Origin of the sequence: Clostridium neonatale, from assembly GCF_900465025.1 — a bacterium.
Lineage (GTDB): Bacteria > Bacillota > Clostridia > Clostridiales > Clostridiaceae > Clostridium > Clostridium neonatale.
Map to the genome: position 1 here is coordinate 46928 of NZ_UICR01000003.1, position 24689 is coordinate 71616.

Annotated in this window: 18 protein-coding genes and 2 pseudogenes; all 20 read right to left on the minus strand. The window is 28.4% G+C overall.

The annotated features are described in order from the left end of the window. Positions 1-84: 84 nt before the first annotated feature. Entirely contained in the window at positions 85-1512 is a 1428-nt protein-coding gene (locus tag CNEONATNEC86_RS18655) for a 6-phospho-beta-glucosidase (protein WP_159136613.1), read from the minus strand. Between the two features lie 52 nt (positions 1513-1564). Next, the gene (locus CNEONATNEC86_RS18660) at positions 1565-1816 is read right to left on the minus strand and encodes a SemiSWEET transporter (protein WP_159136614.1); all 252 of its coding nucleotides are present in this window, start codon (positions 1814-1816) and stop codon (positions 1565-1567) included. 20 nt (positions 1817-1836) lie between these two features. Further along, positions 1837-2178, minus strand: coding sequence for a Lin0368 family putative glycerol transporter subunit (locus CNEONATNEC86_RS18665; protein WP_058296649.1), 342 nt, complete (start codon positions 2176-2178; stop codon positions 1837-1839). Next, the gene (locus CNEONATNEC86_RS18670) at positions 2179-2550 is read right to left on the minus strand and encodes a Lin0368 family putative glycerol transporter subunit (protein ID WP_058296650.1); all 372 of its coding nucleotides are present in this window, start codon (positions 2548-2550) and stop codon (positions 2179-2181) included. It lies immediately after the preceding gene. A gap of 432 nt (positions 2551-2982) precedes the next feature. Further along, complete coding sequence (locus tag CNEONATNEC86_RS21355) at positions 2983-5160, minus strand: N-acetylmuramoyl-L-alanine amidase family protein (RefSeq protein ID WP_200848547.1); 2178 nt, start codon at positions 5158-5160, stop codon at positions 2983-2985. A 448-nt stretch (positions 5161-5608) separates the two neighbouring features. Continuing rightward, the gene (locus tag CNEONATNEC86_RS18680; RefSeq protein ID WP_159116964.1) at positions 5609-7021 is read right to left on the minus strand and encodes a glycoside hydrolase family 1 protein; all 1413 of its coding nucleotides are present in this window, start codon (positions 7019-7021) and stop codon (positions 5609-5611) included. A gap of 248 nt (positions 7022-7269) precedes the next feature. Continuing rightward, the gene (locus tag CNEONATNEC86_RS18685; RefSeq protein WP_058296653.1) at positions 7270-7578 is read right to left on the minus strand and encodes a PTS sugar transporter subunit IIB; all 309 of its coding nucleotides are present in this window, start codon (positions 7576-7578) and stop codon (positions 7270-7272) included. A gap of 392 nt (positions 7579-7970) precedes the next feature. Continuing rightward, positions 7971-9329 (minus strand): 6-phospho-beta-glucosidase, encoded by a 1359-nt coding sequence (locus CNEONATNEC86_RS18690; RefSeq protein ID WP_159136615.1) that lies wholly within the window; start codon positions 9327-9329, stop codon positions 7971-7973. 344 nt (positions 9330-9673) lie between these two features. Continuing rightward, positions 9674-10609: a phosphate ABC transporter substrate-binding protein gene (locus tag CNEONATNEC86_RS18695; protein ID WP_159136780.1), complete on the minus strand. Its 936-nt coding sequence runs from the start codon at positions 10607-10609 to the stop codon at positions 9674-9676. A 333-nt stretch (positions 10610-10942) separates the two neighbouring features. Beyond that, positions 10943-12250, minus strand: coding sequence for a PTS sugar transporter subunit IIC (locus CNEONATNEC86_RS18700; protein ID WP_058296656.1), 1308 nt, complete (start codon positions 12248-12250; stop codon positions 10943-10945). A 273-nt stretch (positions 12251-12523) separates the two neighbouring features. Beyond that, the gene (locus CNEONATNEC86_RS18705; RefSeq protein ID WP_058296657.1) at positions 12524-12832 is read right to left on the minus strand and encodes a PTS sugar transporter subunit IIB; all 309 of its coding nucleotides are present in this window, start codon (positions 12830-12832) and stop codon (positions 12524-12526) included. Positions 12833-12914: 82 nt separating this feature from the next. Beyond that, complete coding sequence (locus tag CNEONATNEC86_RS18710) at positions 12915-13235, minus strand: PTS lactose/cellobiose transporter subunit IIA (protein ID WP_058296658.1); 321 nt, start codon at positions 13233-13235, stop codon at positions 12915-12917. 259 nt (positions 13236-13494) lie between these two features. Next, entirely contained in the window at positions 13495-13794 is a 300-nt protein-coding gene (locus CNEONATNEC86_RS18715; protein WP_058296659.1) for a PTS sugar transporter subunit IIB, read from the minus strand. Between the two features lie 31 nt (positions 13795-13825). Continuing rightward, positions 13826-16513: a sigma-54-dependent transcriptional regulator gene (locus CNEONATNEC86_RS18720; RefSeq protein ID WP_125147637.1), complete on the minus strand. Its 2688-nt coding sequence runs from the start codon at positions 16511-16513 to the stop codon at positions 13826-13828. 541 nt (positions 16514-17054) lie between these two features. Further along, positions 17055-17999, minus strand: coding sequence for a DMT family transporter (locus tag CNEONATNEC86_RS18725; protein WP_058296661.1), 945 nt, complete (start codon positions 17997-17999; stop codon positions 17055-17057). 280 nt (positions 18000-18279) lie between these two features. Next, positions 18280-19308 (minus strand): annotated as a pseudogene (locus CNEONATNEC86_RS18730) (IS110 family RNA-guided transposase); the annotation flags it as partial. 140 nt (positions 19309-19448) lie between these two features. Continuing rightward, positions 19449-20717, minus strand: coding sequence for an IS4 family transposase (locus CNEONATNEC86_RS18735; RefSeq protein WP_125147759.1), 1269 nt, complete (start codon positions 20715-20717; stop codon positions 19449-19451). 110 nt (positions 20718-20827) lie between these two features. Further along, a pseudogene (locus CNEONATNEC86_RS18740) lies at positions 20828-21007 on the minus strand (IS110 family transposase); the annotation flags it as partial. A gap of 1013 nt (positions 21008-22020) precedes the next feature. Continuing rightward, positions 22021-22953 carry an N-acetylmuramoyl-L-alanine amidase family protein gene (locus CNEONATNEC86_RS18745; RefSeq protein ID WP_125147638.1) on the minus strand — a complete coding sequence of 311 codons (933 nt, stop codon included), beginning with the start codon at positions 22951-22953 and terminating at the stop codon, positions 22021-22023. Positions 22954-23175: 222 nt separating this feature from the next. Beyond that, complete coding sequence (locus CNEONATNEC86_RS18750) at positions 23176-24642, minus strand: oligosaccharide flippase family protein (protein ID WP_058296663.1); 1467 nt, start codon at positions 24640-24642, stop codon at positions 23176-23178. Between the last annotated feature and the right edge of the window lie 47 nt (positions 24643-24689).

Genomic DNA, 24689 nt, shown 5'->3' on the forward strand with positions numbered 1-24689 from the left:
ATACTTGTTTAAGTACATATATTGTTTCATCTAAGATATAAACATGATTTATTATAAAATATTAATTTATTTTGCTGTTATCTATTAAAGTTCTTCACCATTTGTAACTATAACTTTCTTATACCAATCAAATGATTTTTTCTTGCTTCTATTTAAAGTTCCATTACCATCATTATCTTTATCAACATAGATAAATCCATAACGTTTCTTCATTTCTCCAGTAGTGAATGATACTAAATCTATGCATCCCCATGGAGTATATCCCATTAAATCAACACCATCAAGTTCAATTGCCTTTTTCATTTCTCTAATATGAGCTGCTAAATAATCAATTCTGTAATCGTCGTTACATGTTCCATCTTCTTCTTTAACATCTATTGCTCCAAATCCATTTTCAACAATAAAAAGTGGAAGTTCATATCTTTCATATAATGTGTTTAATGAATATCTTAATCCCACTGGATCAATTTGCCATCCCCAATCACTTGCCTTAACATAAGGATTCTTAACGCTTGCAGAATGTCCAGATAATAAATCTTCAGTATTCTCAGCATCAGATTTAACTGCATTTGACATATAGTAACTAAATCCAATATAATCAACAGTTCCTTCTGCTAAAATCTTAGCATCTTCTGGTTCCATTTTTATGTTATAGCCCTTTCTTTCCCATTCCTTAATAGCATATGAACCATAATGTCCTCTTGCATGAACATCACTGAAGAAATATCTATCACGCATTGATTCTACTGAAAGCATCATATCATCTGGATTACATGAGTATGGATATATTGGAACAAATGAAACCATACATCCAATCTTAAAATTAGGATTTATTTCATGACCTTTCTTAACAACTAATGCACTTGCAACTAATTCATGATGGGCTGCTTGATACATTACTTCTTCTCTATTATCTTCTTCTTCAAATTGAACTGCTGAACAAGTCCAAGCGAATATATCTACTCCTGTTTGTTTTTGATTATTTATTTCATTAAAAGTCATCCAATACTTAACTTTATCCTTGTATCTTTCCATAACAGTTGTAGCATATCTTACAAACATATCTATAACTTTTCTGTTTCTCCAGCTGCCATAGTTTTTGTATATTCCATATGGAATTTCAAAGTGTGATAATGTTATTACTGGTTCAATGCCATATTTAAGCATCTCATCAAACATGTCATCATAGAATTTTAATCCTTCTTCATTTGGTTCAAGTTCATCTCCATTTGGGAATATTCTTGACCACGCTATTGATGTTCTAAAGCATTTGAATCCCATTTCTGCAAATAATGCTATGTCCTCTTTATATCTATGATAAAAATCTATTGCTTCATGATTTGGATAATTCAATCCTTCAATAACTCCATCTGTTATTTTTCTTGGAACTCCATGTGCACCTGCAGTCATAACATCTGCTGTACTAGGACCTTTTCCGCCTTCATTCCATCCACCTTCTAGTTGGTGTGCTGCTACAGCTCCACCCCATAAAAAATCTTTACTAAATGCCATAATTAATTCTCCTTTTCTAGCTGTGATTTATCTATAAATTAAGTTTTATTAATTAACTATATTTTTTATTGTATCTAATTTTATGATATAGTATTATACTCGCTGATATAAATGATATAGAATTAGCCATGAGTACTGGTATATCTTTATTAATCATTCCATAAACAGCCCAAAGAAATATTCCTATAGTAGTCATAAAATACATACCAAGTGATATTGCTTCTGTATCTTTAGTTTTTACCACCTGAATTACTTGTGGTAAAAATCCTAATGTCGTTAATGTTGCTGCAATTCTTCCTATCATACTATGATGCATCCAAATTATTAATTTATTACTGTTAAAACGTATCCACTTAACACTGTAGCTACTATTACTGCAATTAATGTACCTTGGGCTTCTTTTATTTTTCCCCCTTGTATCTTAGATGATATAAGCATAGCAATTCCAACTGATATCGCCATATCAATCCAGACACTTCCACTTTGCTTTATTAATGAATTCTCTATGCCATGATTTAATACCCACATAGTTCCTGGTATGATTAAAGCAGCTATAAATCCTCCAGGTGATCCTAATTTATCTACAAATTTTCTCCAAAATAATATTACTAATATTCCAAATATTGCACTTCCAAATATAGTTGATAATACTTCCCCATAAGTCATTTAAGATTCACCTGTCTTTTTATTTTTTTGTATGCATCCACCAACTATTCCAGCTATTATTCCACCAATAGATACACAAATTAATGTAGGAAATGAGCTTTTAAGACTACTGATTCCATTAAGTATAATATCTCTAGTTATTAGAGACAGTCCTACAACAACTCCCATATCAATAAATACTGCATTTTCCTTATTTTTTGTTAACCCTAAATAGTGATTTATATACCACATACTTCCTGTGAGAGTCAAAGCTGAAATCCAGCCACCCTTGGCTCCAAATATGTTTACAAATATTCTCCATCCACCATTTATCACAATTGCTGCAGTTGAAAGGCCTATTACACTTTTAATAAAAGATTTTACATCTTTCATTTTAATCCCCCCATAACTTCAAATTGCACTATTAATTACCTAACTTTACTATAACATAATGGACTTCCTTTTTCTCATCAATTCAAGTTTTAGTAACGTATAATTAGAAGTAGTCATTTGTTTTTTTCTATAACGTATTGTTTTAGTATTGATTACCAAAATAATATCTATTATAAATTGTAAGTATACTTTTTAGATATAAGTATATTTAAAACACTTAATTTCAATACTTATTTATTTTTAATATATATGTTTCAATAATAAAATTTCATTTAATATGTTTACAGGCTAAGTAAATACCAGCATACAAAATGTATAAAAGTAATTGCAACATATATATAATTTTCAGGAAATTCAGTACTTAAATTATAAAAGACCACTAATTCAAAATTAGTAGTCTTTTATAATTTAGTTAATAAATACAAATATTTATTAACCTATTTCTTCAGTTGTTTCAAATTCATATACTATTCTTTCACCATTAACTGTTAATATTATTTGGTGCTTACCTTTATTAATTTTTACTCCATTCATAATCGTCATTCTAATAATATCGCTATCCATAGCCCCATTAATAGGATCTACAAAATCAAATGTTGCCTTTCCACTAAGATTTGTTATTTCTTTACTTGTTATATCAGAAAAAATATTTACAACTTTATTTAATCTAAATTGAACATATGGGTATCCCTCGTCATCTATATTTGCTTCTGCATCTATTATTTTCAGTTTTTCTTCTTCTGGTTTATTTTCTTCTTCTTTATACTCTGGAATTTTTATATATTCAAAGTATAATGATCTATTTTTATATTCATCTTCTGTTGCCCAAGCAATATATTTTCCATCTGCAATATCTTTATCTTCTATATTAATTATATTTGTACCATAACTAATATCTTCCTTAGTTCCATTTTCATAAATATCACTCGGATCTTTTACACTTGTATCTTCTGAAACATGATCTAATATAGAGTAATATATTGTACCACCTTCATCAAATCTAAGTTCTAATTGTACAGCATCCTCTGTTGTTCTAGAAATAGATTTTCTTAGAGTAGTAGGCGCAGATAAATCTACATAAAAGTCTTTTTCTGCAGTAGTACCATCCTCAAAAGTTATTCTTCCTGTAAATGAAGTCTTATCAAAAGGAATGTGTCCTGATTTCATGTATACATTATAAGCTTTGTTATCTTTTGTTTCAACATTCCCTAATGTCAAAGTTCCTTTTGGACATGTAACTACAAAATTCTCTATGTTAAGCGGCTTATCTGTAGCTTTATTAAGTTCAAATGTAAACCAATATTTTGAGGCAAAAACATCACCTGGAATTATTTCTTTATTAGGCTTTATATCCTCTATTTGAATTTCAGAACTTTGAGAGTCAGAAATTACTTCTGAACTTATAGTTTCAGTTTTTATCGGTGTAACTTTTCCCTCTACATCTTGAGCTACATATTGTATTGTATATGAGCGACCTTTTTCTAAATTTGATATATCAACTTTATTGCTTCCAACCTTCATTTTTGATTGTGATCCTAAATCTAATATATCATTAACAGTCAAATTAGCATTTGATGAAAAGAAGCTTCTGCTTGGCTTGTCTTCAGTTAAAACATAATAGAATATTCCTTCTGCATCAGAAATATAACTTAAATCTGCTACATCATCACTTAATCTTCTAACCTTTTGATTTGTTATTAATGGACAATCATATTTACTTTCAAAATCTTTATCTATAGTCTTTCCTGATGGTAATGTAATATGTAATGTATATATTTTGTCATCATAATAAGCAGTTTTTAAAGTATACACTTTATTCTTATCTTTTCCTGTTGGAGTTTCAACACTAAAAATTGTCATATCATTAAAGCCTGGGCATGATATAGCAAATGCTTCTTTATCTAGAGTTTTAGATGTTGCATTATTTAAGTAAACTTTTATAACTCCATTTGTTACAGTTTCGATCTTATCAATTTTTGTAGTTTTGGGCTTACTTGAGCTTGAACTACTTGATGAACTTGAACTGCTTGATGAGTTTGAAGTACTTGATGAAGTATTATCTGTGTTGCTTGTACTATTAGATGTATCTCCATTCACATTATTTGTACTTTCTTTAATTGAACCAGATTCGTCTTTAGTAAATACTTTGCTTACTTTCGGTTCTTCATTACTTATGTTCTTTCCACTCTCATCAAAAGTATATACCTTGCCATCTATCATTACATTTCCTTTTAACATAGCACCATTATTTGCCAAACAATATATATTTCCATCTACTTCTACTGTACCAGTCTGCATAGTACCATCTTGATTTGTAAAATACCAAGTTCCATTATCATTAATCCATCCAGTTTTCATAGCACCATCTTGACTTGCAAAATACCAAGTTCCATTGTCATTAATCCATCCAGTCTGCATATATCCTGTACTTGGATTAAAATAATACCAGTTATTATTTATATTTCTCCAACCTACAGACCATGAACCACCTTCTGTATTCCACCAGCCATTAGAATCTTGTTTCCATTCTGCATTTGCACTAATTGGCATTAAAACTGTACTAACCATTATAGACATTGCAATAATTTTTTTTAAAAAGCTTCTTTTCATAAGTTTTATATTTTCCCCTTTCTTTTTTAGTATGATTTTAAATATTATCCAATTCAGCATACTTTTTTCTATATATTAACATTTATTTATTTTATAATATAAGATTACTATGCATTTTTACTTTTTTCAATAATTTTCCCCTATTTTTTTATAATAATTGTATATTTTATTTCTAAAAAATATATTCTAATTGATAATTCACATTAAATTCTTTTATTTCCATCTGGTATTTTAACAATGCTAATTAAAACTTCTATATAACTAATACTATTAATACAGCCTTAAATATAAGATTAATTCTTAAAAAATACAATTAATATTCAGAATTAATCTTAAAAAAATAGGTTAAACTAATTAAATAATTTTAAAAAAGGATTATGGATCTTGCTAAAAATAGAAATATAATTTCTGCTTTAGCCAGGTCCACAATCCTTTTAAATGTTATTTATTATAACTCTTTTCCATTTGTTGAGATTACATTCTTATACCAGAAGAAACTCTTCTTTCTTATTCTTCTTAAATCCTTAAGATCAAATTCATCCCTGTTAACATATATAAATCCATATCTTTTTTTGAATCCTTCATGAGTACTTATTAAATCAATAGCTGACCAAGGGCAGTATCCAATTAAATCGACTCCATCAGATATAGCTAATTGTGCCTGTTCAATGTGCTTTCTTAAGTATTCAATTCTGTAATCATCATTTATAGTATCATTTTCTTCAAGTTTATCATAAGCGCCTAAACCATTTTCAGTTATAATTATTGGAAGTGCATATCTTTCATAAACTTCTCTTAATGTATTTCTAAATCCTACAGGATCTATTTCCCAACCAAATTCAGTCTTTTGTAAGTTTGGATTGGAAACGCCTTTAAATATTCCACTTTCACCATGTCCACTTTGTTGATCTCCGCCAGATCTTTCATTGGTTATCTCACCTTTGAATTCTTCTACTGTAGATGTATTATAATAGTTAAATGCTATAAAATCTGGTTTACCACTTCTTAAAGCTTCCATATCACCTTCTTCTATAGTAGGCTCTATACCTTTTTCAACCATATAGCTCCAAGCTGTTGCATTATATCTTCCATGTACAGCCATATCTAAATATAGCCAGTTTCTTATTGCTGAACAATTGCTTGCTGCAAGTATGTCTTCTGGTTTTGAACTTGCTGGATATACAGTACTTATATTTGGTGCAGGTCCTATTTTACCATTTGGACACATCTCATGACATAGCTTCATAGCTTTTGCTTGAGCTATTAGCATATGATGGTTTTGCTTGTATAATTCCTTTTGAACATTATCCGTTTCAATTCCATCAAGTGTTCCAATAACATCACCAACAAGAGTCATCATATTTTGTTCATTTATAGTTAACCAATACTTAACTCTGTCACCATAGTTCTCGAACATAACTTTTGCAAAATTCACAAATGCATCAATAGTTTCTCTATTTGACCATCCACCTTTTGTTTGAAGTGCTGCTGGTAAATCAAAATGATACATTGTAACTATTGGCTGTATATTGTATTTTAAACATTCATCTATTAAATTGCTATAGAATTCTATTCCTTGTGAATTTATTTCTCCAACTCCATTCGGAATAAGTCTTGACCATGAAATTGAAAATCTATAAGCTTTAAATCCCATTTCTGCAAATAATGCAACGTCTTCTTTATAATGATGATAGTGGTCACTTGAAACCTTAAAATCTGGCGTTCCTTCTGGTATTTCTTTAATATCTTGAACCGAAGGTCCCTTACCATATTCTAAAGATGCACCTTCAACCTGATAAGCTGATGTTGATGCTCCCCATAAAAAGTTTTTAGGAAATTCTTTTAATTTTTTATGAAACATAAAAACAACTCCATTCTTAATTAATATACTTATTTAGTTGATTTGATTATACCATCTAATAAATAAGAATTGTGCCATATACCTTGTTTAGTGACATCTTACAGATTTATGTTATTTGTTTTATGATAAAACACTACGTTTTATCACTTTGCATATATAAAGTAAAAGAGGAATTATATTTTTAAAATATAATTCCCTTTTTACTTGAATTTTATAATAATAGTAAAGTATCAATAATAATTTACTTATTATTTGCCTGCTAATTTTAAAGCGAAGTCTAAAACTTTTTCACCATTCATCATTCCATAGTCAACCATTGGAATAACATCTACCGGAACTCCCTTAGGTCCACATATTTCTTTAGCTGATGCCAATCTGTACCCAACTTGTGGTCCAAGTAATGCTACATCTACGCCATCTAAATTTGCATGCATTTGGCTTTCTGGGAATGCCACTATATCTGCTTCAAGTCCTCTTTTGCTAGCTGCATCCTTCATCTTATTTACTAACAAACTTGTTGACATTCCTGCTGCACAAAATAATCTAATTGTTACCATAAAAATCATCTCCTATAATATAAATTATCTTTTACATTTATTAAAACGTTTAAATTTGAATTTTAAATTGTTTTGTTTTATCTTATACTATATTATATAGCAATATTCGTGCCAACTTTCTATAAAATCATTATTTTTTCTTTATCCCCTATATTTCTAGGCTTACATCTATTGAACTTCATTATTTATTCTATTCAATGTGTTTTATTTTAAATAAAAAAAACGAAACACAGCATATATGTGTTTCATTTTTTATAAAAAAAGAATAGGTAGCTATCTTATGAAATAATATCATAAAAAGTGGCTACCTATGCTTTTTATATAAATTTTATATTATAGGACTTACTTATAAAAAAGTATTTATATGATAAATACATATTGTCTATTCTAAATTATTTATTTTCAATTTCTGCTATTTTATCTGCAAATTGTGGTAAGTGTTTTTTATGTGCAACTAGCATTTCATCTAATAATTCTTTTGCTATTTCACCACTTGGTACTAATGGATTAATTGTGAATGCTTGAAGTGCTCTTTCATAGTTTCCTGTAACGGCTGCAGATATAGTTAATTCTTCCATAGCTTTCATCACTTGAACCATTCCTCTTGGTGCTGAATCAAAATTTCCCCAGTTAATTGGTTGTGGACCGCTTGAAGTAATTATACTTGAAACTTCGACAATTGATTCATATGGTAAATCATGAATAGCACCATTATTCTTTGTACTTACTACCATGTTTGTCTTCTTATCATTTAATATTGAAGCTATAAGCTCACAAGCTGCATCACTATAATGTGTTCCACCTCTTTTGGTTAGCTGTTCTGGTTTATAATCTAAACTAGGATCCTTATATAATTCAAATAATTCAGCTTCAGTTCTCTTAACAACCTCTGCTCTTGTTTCACCTTTCTTATATTCTTCAAGTTCATCTTTTAACATATCATCTGTAATATAGTAATATCTATGATATGGACATGGTAGTATACCTAAATCTTTAACTTGTTCATAGTTAAATTTAATATCCTTTATATTGGCTACACCAGAATCTTCTTGTTCTTGCTTTTGATCTGGATCATACAATTTTCCTATTAATTCTTCAGTTATTTCATTTCCTTCTTTATCCCAAACTCTGTGCCAATGGAAATGATTTAATCCCGCAAATTTAAATGTTAAATCTTCTGTATTCTTATTTAAAACTTCTGCACATCTATGTATACAGTTTATTGGAACATTGCACAAACCTACAGTCTTCTCCCATCCACCGTATTTAATGGCAGCTTCTGTAACCATTCCTGATGGATTAGTAAAGTTTACAAGCCATGCATCTGGGCATAATTCTCTCATATCATCAATGATATCTAGTATTACTGGAATTGTTCTGAATGCCTTAAACATACCTCCTGCCCCATTTGTTTCCTGGCCAATTATTCCATGACTTAAAGGTATTCTTTCATCCTTTATTCTTGCATCTAAAAGACCCACTCTAAATTGAGTAGTAACAAAATCAGCACCTTTTAATGCATCTCTTCTGTCTAGAGTTAATACTACTTTCCAATCAAGACCTGCTGCCTTAACCATTCTTTGAGCCATTGCTCCTACTATTTCTAATTTTTCTCTACCTTCTTCTATATCTACAAGATATATTTCTTTTATTGGCAATTCATCTTTTCTTTTTATAAATCCTTCAATTAATTCTGGAGTGTAACTTGATCCTCCACCTATAGTAACTATTTTAATTTTATCCTTTATCATGCTTAAGTCCCCCTTCTTCAATTCACAATTCACGATTTACAATTAAATTTTAAGTTTATTAGCTATGCATAGCCTTGTTATACCTTTACATTATCATAATTTAAAAATAATTACTTCTATTTTTACCTTTTAGTAACACTTACCTTATTGTTGTTATTTGTTATAAAAAAAAACATCCTGTTTTAATCTATATAATAATTGTTTTATCTCTATATAAACTAATTTTCATGAGTATGAATAAAAAAGTTATGTATATATAATTTTAGATTAAGCAAAAATAAAGGCCTCATATTCTGCAAAATGAGCAGAATTGAGACCTTTATTTCATACTAAACTTCTAATTACTATTTAGCTTTTATTTCTGATCCATTTATAAATCCTAAACTTTCTAAACTATCAACATTATCACTGCTTGTAATAAATTCAATGAATTCTTTTGCTGGAGTAGTTGCTTCTCCTTTTGTATACATATGTCCATATGACCAGAATGGATATGAGCCATCACAGATATTTTTAGTTTCACTAGTTACTCCATCTATACTTACTACTTTTAATGCTGATTTAGCTTCATCACTATTCATATAAGCTAGTCCTAAATAACTAATTGCACCGTCATTTGCTTTCATTGCTTCAAGAACTGCACCATTTGAATCCTGCATTACTCCAAGTGAATCATTTTCTAAAGAAGCATCACCATCTAAAATTGTTTTTTCAAAAGTAGCTCTTGTACCAGAGCCTGATTTTCTATGAACTATAAATATTTCTTTATCTGGTCCGCCAACTTCCTTCCAGTTAGTAACTTTTCCTGAGAATATATCTTTAATTTGATCTTTAGTTAAGTTATCAATTCCAAGAGAACTGCTTACTACTATTCCAAACCCTTGTCCTACAACTTGATGATCAACTAATTCCTTAGCTTTATCTGCATCTAATTTTTCTTCTGCAAATACATCAGAATTTCCTATATCTACACTTCCTTCTGATACTTGAGAAAGTCCTGTACCTGATCCTCCTGCTTGTGCACTTATTTCTACATCTGGATATTTTTCATTAAACTTTTCAATTGATTTTTCCATTAAAGGAAGCAATGCAGATGAACCACTTATTGTTATTGCCCCACTTAGCTTTTCTTCCTTTGGAGTTTCTTGTTGTTCTTGTGCTTGTTTGTTGTTATCCCCTTCTTTATTAGCACCATCGCTGCCTCCACATGCAATCATGCTAAATCCCATCATTCCAACTATTAATGTAGTCAATATTACTTTTAATGATTTCTTTTTCATCATCTTTACCTCATTTCTAAATTTTGAATGATTTAGTTTTTATCTACAGGATTAATTTTATCTTTGTAAAGTTAATAAATTATTATGGTTATGTTAAAGTTAATTTTAGTTTTGTTTTATATTTTTAACATAAGATTTTTCAATCTATCATAGAACCAATAAATAAAAATTATAATCAAAAAGAATATTTTAATATTTGAAATAAAACAAATAAAAAGACCTTATCCCCAAGAATAAGGCCTCTTATATATTTCATCATTAATATTAATGAAGATATTTATATATTATATAATTTTTTATGTTTGGATTATTTAATATATCTAATTCTAATGCTTAGTTTTGTGCTGACTTTTCATTTTCATAGTTCATGTTATCTACTTTCTTAAAGAATGGGAAGTAGATAGCTGTTGAAATTGCAATTACAACTACTTGGAATAATGCTGTTCTCCATCCACCAGTTAAGAAACCACTGATTATTGGTGGTGTTGTCCAAGGCACTACAACTCCTGTATATAATGGAATTAATCCCATTGAAATCGCTAAATATTGTAATACACCTATAACAACTGGTGTTGCTATAAACGGAATTGCCATAAATGGATTCATAACTATTGGCGTACCAAAAATAACCGGTTCATTTATATTAAAGCATGCTGGAACTATTGCAAGTTTTCCTAACTGTTTAGATTGTGCTGATTTAGCAAGGAACAGCATACAAATTACAAGACCAATTGTTGCACCTGCACCTGATAAGTTAACTACACAATCCTTAAATTGTTGTGTAACTATACGTCCACCATTTTCTATTGTTAAAGGTAATCCAGAATCAATGATTGCTTGGTTAGATGTAGCATTAGTAATTAATATACCATCCATTACTCCACCAACAATTGTTGAACCATGAACTCCAAACCACCATAATGATGGTATTAAGAAACACATAACAATTACTCCACCAAGTGAATCTGATAATCCTTGAAGTGGTGTTTGAATCATTTTATAAATCCATTCAATAAAAGTTGTATTTAAACCATATTTAAATATTGTATATATTATAGTAGCACCTACAATAATAACTGCTCCTGGAATTAAAGCTGCAAAAGAATTCGCAACACCTTGTGGAACTCCAGCTGGCATCTTAATTGTGATATTCTTTCTTAAAAACCATGAATAAATCATACCTACCAATAAACCTATAATAATTGCTGTAACCATTCCTTCTCCACCTGTCCAGGCTTTAGGAATAACTTCACTCACTTTTTCTCCTGATTCAAGTGTAACATAAGAATTAGTTGTTAATAAAAATACTACTAAAGATATAACTCCTGCTGAAAAAGGTTCATGCCCCTCATTTTTAGTATACACATACGCAATTGCCATAGTTGCAACTAATGCAATAATTTTAAATGATGCACCATATGCTTGCATTAACGGCTCTGTCCAGTTTGAACTCAGCATACTTGCCATCCAATCATTAAATGGTTGATATGGTATTTGAGCTAGTAATAAAAATACTGATCCTATTAATGTTAATGGTAATATAAACAATATACCATCCTTTAATGCTACCACCGGTTTTAAGTTTACAAATTTCATTACAGCTGGTATTACTGTTTCATTAAGCTTTTGACTTATAGACATACGTGTCTTCCTCCTTTGTTTCTTTCGCATACTTTCAGTATACGTTTACTTAAAGTTTATAAATTTATCAATGATAACTAAATATATAAATTCATATATTAATTAAATTTATACCTTATAAGATATTAGTTAGTCATTGGATTTATCTTTTTCTAAAGTTACACACTCCTTAGTTATTAATGAAGAAGGTAAGATTATATCTATATCTTTATGTAATGTTCTTAAATTTATAAATAAAAACTTTCTTCCTCATTAGCAACATGGTTTATAGTACTACTTTCCTGCTAATTTTAAAGCAAAATCTAATACTTTTTCTCCATTCATCATTCCGTAATCAACCATTGGAATTACATCTACTGGTACTCCCTTAGGTCCACATATTTCTTTAGCTGCTCCTAATCTATATCCTACTTGTGGTCCAAGTAATGCTACATTTACTCCTTCTAAATGCTCATGCATTTGTCCTTCCGGGAATGCTGCTATATCTGCTTCTATTCCCTTTTTAGTAGCAGCTTCTTTCATTTTATTTACTAATAAGCTTGTTGACATTCCTGCTGCGCAAAATAATCTAATTGTTACCATAATTTATTCCTCCTAAAATCCTTATTGCTTTTATTTGTTTCCTAATTTATTATCTATGCTAATAAGTAAATTAAAAATTTTATTATTTAACTAATGTATTAACAACTTTTCTCAATTCCATAATTTGAGTTATTAATGATTTTTCTGAAATTGCTGTCATTAAGTGGTCTTGTGCGTGTACAAATAATACTGAGAAATCAATTTTTTCTCCGCCTGCTTCTTTTTGTAAGAAGAATGTTTGACCATCATGAGCTTTTGCTATAGCTGCATCTGCTAATTTCATTTCTTCATCTGCTTCATCATACTTTCCCTCATTTACAAGATTAAGTGCTGCATAGCAATGATTTTTACAATCTCCTGCATTAACGATTATGTTCATAATTGCCATTTCTAATTCATTCATTTTTAATTACCTCTTTCCTAAAATATATATTTAATTTCTAATTATTTTTTTGATGTGTCTTACACTAATATATAAAGCAAGTTGCGTGCCAATTTTTAAAAATGCAAAAAATTTTTTAAGTTTTTTATAAATCTGCGCCATTTCTAAGTTTTCTATCTATTGTTTTTATATTTTATATGTTTCATATAAAAAAACACATATATAAAACACATTAAAAATGTGTTTTATATATGTGATATCTCAAACAAAAGTGTTTCAATTATAAATTTAAAGCATCAGTTAATACCTTTTCTCCATTCATTAATCCATAATCAATACTATCTATAATCATAATTTTAATCTTATCCATATTATATTTACTTAATATTTGTTCTTCTAGGTATCTAATCTGAGGGGCAAGTAATAAAATATCAGTTTCATCTTTATATTGCTCAAACTTTGATTCAGAAATTGCATTAAACTTTATATCCAATCCTTTTTTATCAGCACTTTTTTTCATCTCGCTTAATAACATACTGCTAGAGAATCCACCTGCACATATTAATGTTATTGTCCTCATGATTTTCTCCTTTCATAAAAATGAAAATGTATTATTTTATTGTAGAGCCCTCTTTTAAAAATGTCATTATCCTGCATATCTCATCATCAGGAATAATTATTGAATATTTTGTGTTTAATGGAGTACATGCATTTTTAACAGCTTTATATAACTCCATATTTTCTTTTATATACGTTTCTTTATTCTCAAATTCATCTCCTGGCTGATTATCCATAATCCTATCTATCATACATGCAATATGCAATGTTATTCCTATAAATATATTATTGTTCAAATAAACATTAAGATCTTCTTTAATTGTATTATTAAACTTCTTTATATCTTTTATTATTCCTTTTCCATCAACATGATTTAATTTTGAATCAAGTGTTTCTTCCATTTTTATAAGAGTTTTCTCCACATCAATAAGCTTTTGTATTTCAGGGATACATTTACCACTCATTATATCATCAAGCATAAACTGAGGGTATTCAACATCCAATTCAAAAGGGCCAACAAAACAAATTATTTCATAGCTAAATTTTAATTTATTTATTCTTTCATAAATATTCTCTTTACCTATAAAATTAATTGGTATTATCTTAATTAAATTACTATCAAAGTTTAAACTCTTTTCAAGCATTACTTTAATAGTTTTTGCTCCTCCCTCTCCAGTTGTACATACTGTCATTATGGCTAGTTTCTTTTCTTTAGTATCTGGTTCATAGTCTAATATGTTATTATCATATAAATTATTAACTTCTAATGTTTCTTTATATACTTCATCTAAAGGATATCCCATCATAGATTTTCTTGCAGCCTCTATTGCATGAAGAGTACTAACTAACGGTATAGTTCTTGTTCTTATGTCAAATTCCTTTTCAATTTCTCTTCCAAACGTTGTTAATGAGCCCATATCAACTAGAAATAATATATCAGATTCAATTGAGTTCTTTCTTATATATTCTTTAGTTTTTTCTAAAACGCTCTTTGGCTTTTCTTCTATAGGAGCATTTATTCCAAAAATATTTTTACATCCAAGTAAGCTGCTTACTGCATCTGCCATTGATGTTGCTGTACTTATTCCATGAGCAATTATTATTACCATTATATTATTGCTAGCAATTTTTTCTGTCCTATCATTATATACTAAAAACATTGTCATAAATCCAGCTTCATCAATTGGCATACTTACATCAATACTTCTTTCAAGTATCTTTAGTGATTCTAAAGCAGCGTTAAATTCTTTTTCATAGCTTTGCCTTATTGTATTTAATCGTGGGTTTATTATTTTTTTATGACGTCTAATTCTATCTATTGAGTTGTTTATATGAACAGCCAATCCATAGTATATTTTCTTATTTAGCTTTATTTTTAATTCTTCTTCATAAAATAAAATCACTTCTTCAATGGCCTTCATAATTTCTGGTTCAATCATATTTCTGATGTTTGTTATATCAATTTTATAACTATCTTTATTTGCATATTTAGTAAAATAATCTTCTATATCTTTCTCTATTTCATCTTCTAAACTTATACCTTTTAATCCTTTATTTTTAAGTTCCCTTGTTCTTCTATCTATTATTTCATATATATTTTCATCATTTGAATTTTCATCAAAGAACATTCCATCTTCATCTTTATCAAATATACAATATCTCTTATTTATGTCTATAAGCTTATTCCATAATTGTCTGTGCTCTACCTCTTTATATAATCCCTCTCTAATATATGGTGGAAGATCCAAACTGCTTATTCTTATTTCACTATTTTTAGATGACAAAAAATCTGCATATGCTTTTGCACAAGCTAATTGAACATCTGATTTAAGCTGACCAACATTAGCTGGACAATCATATGATAAAAATGCTTTTATTGAATTTACTGAAAGCTTAATGCTTTTTTTAAGTCTTGCAGATTCATCAATCATAAAACCTTTTATTAAATCGAATCTCTCTTCCATAGATCTATCTCTTAAAGGTGGAATACTTATCACCATAGGTATTCTTCTTGTAAACGTCCTTAATAGCGTTGCATTTGGATCTTCAGTAGTAGCAGTTATTATAAGAACTTTAGCACTTCTTTCACTTTCAGTCTCACCAAGTCTTCTGTATATTCCCTTATCTATAAATGTAAAAAACATTTCCTGACCTTCAGCAGGTAATCTATGAACTTCATCCAAAAATAAAATTCCCCCATCAGCCTTTTCTAAGAGCCCTGCTTTATCGTGTTCTGCACCAGTATAAGCTCCTTTTTTAACGCCGAATATTTGCCCCAAAAGTAATTGTGGGTTATTTGCATAATCAGCACAATTAAATGTTATAAATGGGCTATTTTCACTTTTTACTTTTGATTCTATAGAATATTTATATATTAATGAAGCAAAAGTTGACTTACCAACCCCAGTTTCACCCAATATTAACATATTCATTCCATTTGGTGGATATAATATAGCAGCTTTCGCTTGTTCTATAGCAGAATAGAGGCTTGGATTCAGCTCTGAAAATCTATCCAATATAGATTTCTTAGGGTTAACGTTTTCTTTAATTAGATACTTAAATAGTGTTGGTTTTCCTTTTATCTTTGATGCTTTTTCTTCTGAAACAAGCTTGTTTAAATCATTACTAACATTGGCTCTATTAAGGTTTAGTGCTTCTGCAACTTCTATTGCAGATACACCATTTTGATTTAATTCGGTCATCTCCTTCAATTTTTCTAATATTACTTCGATTCTTTTCATGCTTATTACTCCCTTTATATGATTTCGACATATAACTCCGATAAACCAAATAATAATTTAAAATATATATTATATAATAGCATATACACATTACTTTATCTATATATTATCTTGCTTTAGCTATAGTCATTTTCCATCTTTCTGCATAAATCTGCAATATTTAAAACAAAATTAAACTAATCATTTATCATTTCTATATTTTTATTACTAAAAATTATAGAATCATATCATACGCCATTTAAGTATTAATTTATGTAGACAAAATGGATACTAACAGATTAAATATTCATTAATATCCATAGTCATAAATCCTTTTAATTTGTTTTCCTTTATGCTCTGTAAAATATTTTTGATATTTCATAATCATATTTATTATCATAAATCCACCATTTAAGTACCCACCAATATAAATTCTATAAGTGCCCATATCTTGATTAGATTTTATATAATAAAATGAGCACTATACAGAAAATTCTATCAGTACTCATCTCAATAACTATTCTGTTATATTATTTAATAACAATTTTAGAACAATATATTACTATTTAGGTTCCTTTGCCACAAAGTAAACACCTACAATAACTAATAAGGCACATGCTATTACTTTTATATCTTTAGTCAGGTCAAATCCCTTTGTTAAAAATAACTTATCAAAGATTATTGACCACACAACGTAAGTTATGTTTATTCCCATGGCTCTTGTTGGACCTATTTTATATATTGCATTATAGTAACATAAGTATGAAACAGTTCCTGTAAATGCAGTCGCTGCAATCCACCAGAAAGCATTATCCTTTAGAACTTCTAAACTAATCCCTATTCCACCTACAATTGGAACTAATATTAATCCATATACAATAGCTGATGTTAACTGTCTTATTTGAAGTGCATATTCTGATGTTACAATTTCATCCTTCATGCCATAAGCACAAATTACACATTCACTTCCCCATCCAAAAACACAAAGAAAAGCACATAAAAATCCAGCTATATTTATAGAACTTTCTCCTGGTTCATATCCAAGTAAGATCACCCCTATAACTGCACATAATAGACCAATCCATGCTTTTTTATTTATCCTTTCCTTCAATAAAAAATATGACAATATAGCTCCAACTGCTGGATATAAAGATGAAATAATAGCAGTATACGATGGTCCGATTAAATTGATGGCTAAAAGATATCCTGTCATACCAATTGGCCCACCCATCAATGCAGCTATAGCTACATATAATGCACTTTTAGTTTTCAGCGCTTTGAATAGACCACTTAATTGTCTTTTGGCTGCAAGAAATAAAAAGGTCCAAATAGCAGAAAATGCATCATGAAAAAATGCTGTAACAAAGGCAGCTACAAAAGCAGCTTCTACTGGTGAAAAAATAGTCATTGCTCCAACTATTCCCATTAAAACAGTGTCAGTTCCCCACATTATAGCTGAGCACATCCCACTAAATACTCCTAATTTATAGTTCTCATTTTTGTTCATAACTTATGTTCCTCGCTTCTAACAATATAGCTAAATCAATTACAAATTAATAATATTATTATACACTATATTTTACTTCCAATAAATATATTGTGTAGAATAAGAGTTTAGTGGAAAATAACCGAAATTCAATATATGATAGGCTCGATTGTAGGGAAATTTCAGCTAAAACCTGCTAAGAAAAATCAAGTTTTTTTTAGCAGGTTTTTTATATATTTTTTGCATGACAAATAAATTAAACAGAAATTCTGTTTAATTTAGATATAGATACTATCTAAATTTAAGTATTATAGACTTCTTTTACTCTAGCGTAGTATATTCTTAGAAACTTATTTAATGCAGCAATTTTAGCAACTTTTTTAGGTTTTCCTTCTGCTTCTTTTTTTAACATATATAAAAATATAGGATCATCCTTTGGTTTGGCACTTTTGATACATTTCATAATTTCATATCCAGTTTTTCGTAATAATGCAGAACCTCTTTTAGAAATACGACGTTTGTTTGCAACAAACTGTCCCGACTCAAAAGGAGGTGAATCAATACCCGTATAAGCTATCAAAGCCTTTTTATTATAAAAGCGTTTTAAATCACCGATTTCAGCAATTAAGCGTGGAGCCAATGTATCTCCAACTCCAGGCATATTTCTAACAACATTGTATTCCTTTAAACTACTTGCTAATTCTTGCATTTGTGATAATATCATAGATAGAGTTCTATCTATTTCGCTAAGAACTCGAACAGCTTCTAATACTAACATTTTGGTTGATGGGGTACTAGAAGATAGTGTAGGGATGCCTTCTTGTGCTAAAGCATATATCTGTTTTGCTTTTGTTTCACTTTGATGGTATCCTTTATTTTTTGCCCATTTAAAATAACTATTTATAAATTGCTTTTCATTTTTCTTGGTAATATTATCGTAATGCCAGTATTCTTTAACAAAATCATTTAATTTATCTTTCTCTGGCTTATCGGATCTATTTTTTAATAGATTTTTAATTCCTGGCATTGTTCTATCTAATAGATTACTTAGTACAAGTTTGCTCTCTATTCTCATAGCTATATAATGAGAATATTGCCTACCTAATAATTTTAATTCAGAATACACCTCATCTGTTGCTTCATAGTCAGTTAATTTAAACCAATTATCAATTCCATAATTAGCTATTTTGATAGAATCTAATTTATCAGTTTTACCTTTCCTTAATCCTATAGCAGAATATTTTTTCATAATTAATGGATTTATTACGGCTACAAATATACCATGATTTTTAAGATAAGTAAGTAGTGGCAAATGGTATGCACCGGTCGCTCAATGTCGTCAACTTAAGTAATTTGTAAATATAAATCACGATTATTTTTAGATGATATATTTAAATTTCTTCTAAAAAATGGTACACTAAATAAATCCACTGGTTAAAGTGAATTTTGAAATATGCAATTATTTGTAATTTAAATGCATGATTTTTTATTGTGATGATGCTTTTTCCTTGGATGTTTGTTTTTTCGCTCACGAGAACGATTGGGACGTATTTGTGAGCGAATTTTTTTAGATTTTTCTAATATTATTTCTAAAATTTTTCTTGTTAATTTAGCATTAACTAATAAATTAATAATTCTATTAAAAACTTGCCCAAGTATAAAATTTCGATTTGCTTGATACATTGATTTTAAATTCTTATCTTTAATTTCATCTGCTATCGCAGCATCGGCCTCATCTTTTATAAGAGCTACAACCATTGATAAATAAATAGAAACAAAAAAGTCTTGTTCTATAGAAATTGGTTTTGTTCCCGAAAATTCTTCTATCTGAATACTACTTTTTAACTCTTTGTATTTACTTTCGACTCCCCATCTAAGGAAATACAACTCTTTAAATTCATCATATTTAATGTTTTCATCAAAAATATTAGTGACTAATATTTCTGTAATGTTGTTTGAAAGCTCTATTTTTATAACACGCAATTTTCTGTATTTTCTCTTTATTTTATATTCCAAAATACAATCATTGGAATCAATATTTTGTACTGTTTTAAATGATGATGGTACTCTCATTAAGAAAAGCATATTTTTAGTATCTAAATAGTCAAACATCTCATAAGAAGGGTATCCTCTATCAAATATTACAATACTGTTTTTTGATAATTTTTCATTGTTGATTTGATCTAGATGTTGTTTTGCTAATTCTCTTTCACTAGTTTTAAATTTAGTTATTGAAGCATCAATTATAATATCATTTAATATATCATATAAGGCTGATGCCGTCGCAACTGCTGTTTGAGTTTTATTTTGATTTTTACTTACTCCAAAGTATTTACCACATTCAATAGTATCAGGAACTTGTATAGATGTTCCATCAACTGCAAGAATATTAAATCCATGCCATTTATTCAATTTCTTTTTTGAATTATAAAAAGAATCAACAAATAATCTACATAGTTCTTTAAAGGCTTCAGGTGAAATATTTTGTCTTGCTTTAGAAAATGCTTGCTTTGATATATTAGGAAAGTTTAAACATGTATGATTTTCAATAAAATTATCTATTTCTAAAGGTATAGACTTTCGTAATACAGAACAAATTAAATAAACTACATTAGAAAACGATAGTTTTCTTTTCCTTGAAAAAGAATTTCCTAAACTATATGACTGCTTATATTCATCTGAAACAATTAATTTATTTGTTCGTTTTAAAATTTGTGATAGTAATTTAATATTTTTCATAAAATCAAACCTCGCTATAAATTTAATATCTATAGCGAGGCTGCATTTTTTTACCTATTGTCAAGTGTTTTTTATTAAATTTTCTATATTTTCTTAAGTTGACGACATTGACCGGTCGCTTCCATAACAACTCTAGTTTCTTCATTTAATTCAGAAATAGATTCAACTAATGCTTTTAAATCAGCTTCAGTATGATTTATTTCATGTGGTTCACTAATAACCTCACCATATTCTTTCAATATACATACTGTACTTTTTCCTTTTGAAACATCAATTCCAACACTAATCATGTTAATCCTCCTAAAAAATTATTGTAATTTTAATCCACCCACACTTATTACAATTCATTTTGGTTAGTTACACGAAAGCCGTACGGTTTCAACCTGCTTAATCGAATCTTTATAATAAGGGATGGCTGACAGTTTTAGCTACGGATGTTAAAACCCAATTCTAAAGTCGTCATACCAAATTACTCCCTTTATTATAAATTAAAATAAGTGCAGATGTTAAATCATATATTTATGATTTGTATCTACACTTATAGAGTACCAAAATTCTAATGGCAGAGGCTGCACCCAAAAATGTTTGCTCCCAAAAGCAAGTGTTTGGACAAACAATTTTTGAACAGCCTCTGCCAAAGAATTTAAAAGCTGAAATTTCCAATACAATACTACGCCTATTCATATATTGAATTTCTTTGTTTTCTCTAAAATCATAGATACCTAATTTATTTTTGTTATAATTTATGTGGTTGCTTAGAAAAGCCATGTATTCCTAAATATATAAGAAAAATTCCGAATTGTAGCATAGCTGCTCTTTGGCATATAATGCTTGGTGATGTACGAACTTAGCAGTATAGCCCCTATTCATCTAATGATGAATAGGTTTCCTTATAAGTGCACATTCGTAAGAATTTATATTCTGATATTTATAAATTTATATCTTTTTATAAATGTAAAATATTAACTTTTTAAATCTTTAACATCTATAAATAACTATTCCTTAATCTAAAAATGTATTTATGTATAGCAACAATAATACCACTACTATGAATTTAGATGAAACAAAGAAATAAAGCTCTTATGTTGGCGGTGTCTTGCATTCAGAAATGACGCTTTAGAATTCTTCATGTAGACTTGTTCCACAATTGTTTGTCCAATTTTACATTGGAGCAAACATTTGTGGGTACAATGTCTGCATGTTTGAATTCTTAGCGTCATTTTTGTAGCAAGCGAGCCACACATAAGAGCTTTATTTCGGTTATTCCAATCTAAACTTTCTACGTCCCCTATTTATATTATGTCTATATAAGTTCTCCTCTATTATTAAAGTTATATTCTTTTCCATCTATAGTGACCTTACCTTTTATCATTTCACCTTTTTCATTAAAATAATAGGTATGCTCATTATCATTTAACCATCCTGTTTTCATTGAGCCATCTTTATTCATGTAATACCAATTATTATTGCTTTCCAGCCAACCTATTTTAAAGTGCTTTTTTACTGGATCAATATAGTACCATTTATCATCATTTTTTATCCATCCTAATTTTCCTTCGCCCAAAGCATACATACTTATATTAATACTACCTACAATCTTATTGTCCTTATATATGGTGCCCATTACTCTCCCTGTTCCGCCGTTTACAATGGTTACATGTCCATCCTCACTTACTATCAATGTATCAATACCATAAGATAACCACTTAGTATCATTATACATTTCTTTATTAATAGAGCATTTTAAATCAAAATTATCTCCTACATTAATATTATCAGGAATTCCTATTACTTTCACTTTAGTGTAATTTATACTTAGTTTCAATATTTCACTATTATCTTCTTTGTTTTTAATCCTTATTAAATTATTACCTTCATTTAAGTTTACTATCATTGTCATATCATCACTATAATCTATCTCTCCTGCAATAGCATTATCTTCTCCTATAGCAACCAAGTCATTCATATACTTTAAAAGTTTTTCCTTAGAATTGTCATTATTATTTTCTATATTAAAAATAATTTCTACTTTATTTTGATTATTACAAACATTTATTTTGTATATATTGCCTTCCTGCTTGATTTCCTCCCCAGTTAAAGTTTTCAAATCATTTATCTTGTATTCATTTTTACTTACAGCTAATGCATACGATTTATTGTTTGAATACTGAAAAAATAAGAATATACCTAAAAATAGCACACATATAACTATAAATCTTTTACTTCTAACTAACATTCTCTCTCCTCCAATTGTAAAATATTTACATATTAATTATACAATATTTCTATACTTTTACAAGGAAGCAACTTTTTCATCTAGCGTATACTAATCAACATAAAACTTATCCTTTTTTCAAAATCATTAAAAAATTATATATATATCTATACAAAAAAAGATAAGAACTAAAAAAATACATTTTAATTCTTATCTTTTTTATTTTAATAAATTATATGTTAACTACTTTATTTTTTTTAATTTCAATTTTCTCAATATTTTATCAAACAATTCAAAAAATATTGTATCTTTTGTAACAACAAGTATAGCCAAATATAATAAACCACATAAGACTACTTGTATTGCACATGAAAGCAACATGTTTGATACAAACATCTTAACTACAAATGATATAGGTATAAATAACAATGAATAATATAAATATTTCATATTTTCTAATGAAAATAGCTTTACGTCTAGCTTTATCACTTTCTTAACAAGTCTATACTCCAAGAATATAACTATTGTATTTGATAAAAGCGTTGTTATAATAGCTGTTTCCATAGTAAATTTGCCTACTACAGATAATAATACATTGAATCCCAAGTTTATTACTCCACCAGTTAAAACCAAATAAGCATCTGTTTTTTCTTTTCCATGAAGATAAATCATTTGATTTGCAATTATCTGCTCTATACCTAAGCTTATCATATATATAGAAAAAATTATCATAGCTGATGCTGCTGGCATATATTCCGGTCCACTAAATATATATATTGCTTCTTTTGATACGCATAACAATCCAATTGCTGATGGAAATAACAATATAAAATAAATTTTTATAACTTTCTTAAGTAAATTTAGATAATCATCTTTTTTGTTATTGCCTAAATAATTTGATAATCTTGGCATTGTTACTTGGATAATTGTAAGCATTACTGTATTTACCATAGTCATTATTTTTTGCGCTAAATTATAATATCCTACATATGTTGTGCCACCCACACTATTTTTAAGCATTAATTTATCTAATTGAGTATAAAGTATACCTGTGTTAGATAATATAACTAAATAAAACATTGGTTTTATATGCTTTTTAAATTCTAGGTTACTAAAATCAAATTTAACTATTCTTTTAACATATACAAAACTTATTATATTATTTATAAAATTAAATCCTACAACTATTAATAAATAGAAGTAAAAATCCTCACCACTTCTTACCCCCAAAATAATAAGTACAGAATAAATTATTCTTATTATCATTGTCTTAATAGTTATAAATTGATAATTTTCTAAAGCTTCATTTACCCATTCCACATAAAATGCGTTAACTGCTATATTGAAACTTAATATGAAACAAGTTAAGTAATACGGCTGACTTCTATAGTTGATCCATATAAATGTCATATATATTGCAGTTACTAAAAAATTAGTGAATAAACTAAACACAAATAAACTAGTAAATGTTTGACTTAATTTTGTTTTATCTTCACGAATTTTGCTTAATTCTCTCAATCCATATTGATAAAGACCAAATGCTGCAAATATTAAAAAGTAGTTATTTAATGATTCAGCATAACTAAAATATCCATAATTTACATCACCAATAGCTACTGTAACTACCTTCATTACTAGCATTGGTAATATTAGATTAAACATGTTTAATGCTGCTTTAAAAATAGCATTTTTTGAAATTGATTTAGCCATAACTTAGCCTCCATTTAACTTTGCTTTTACTATTGTATAGTTTAGCA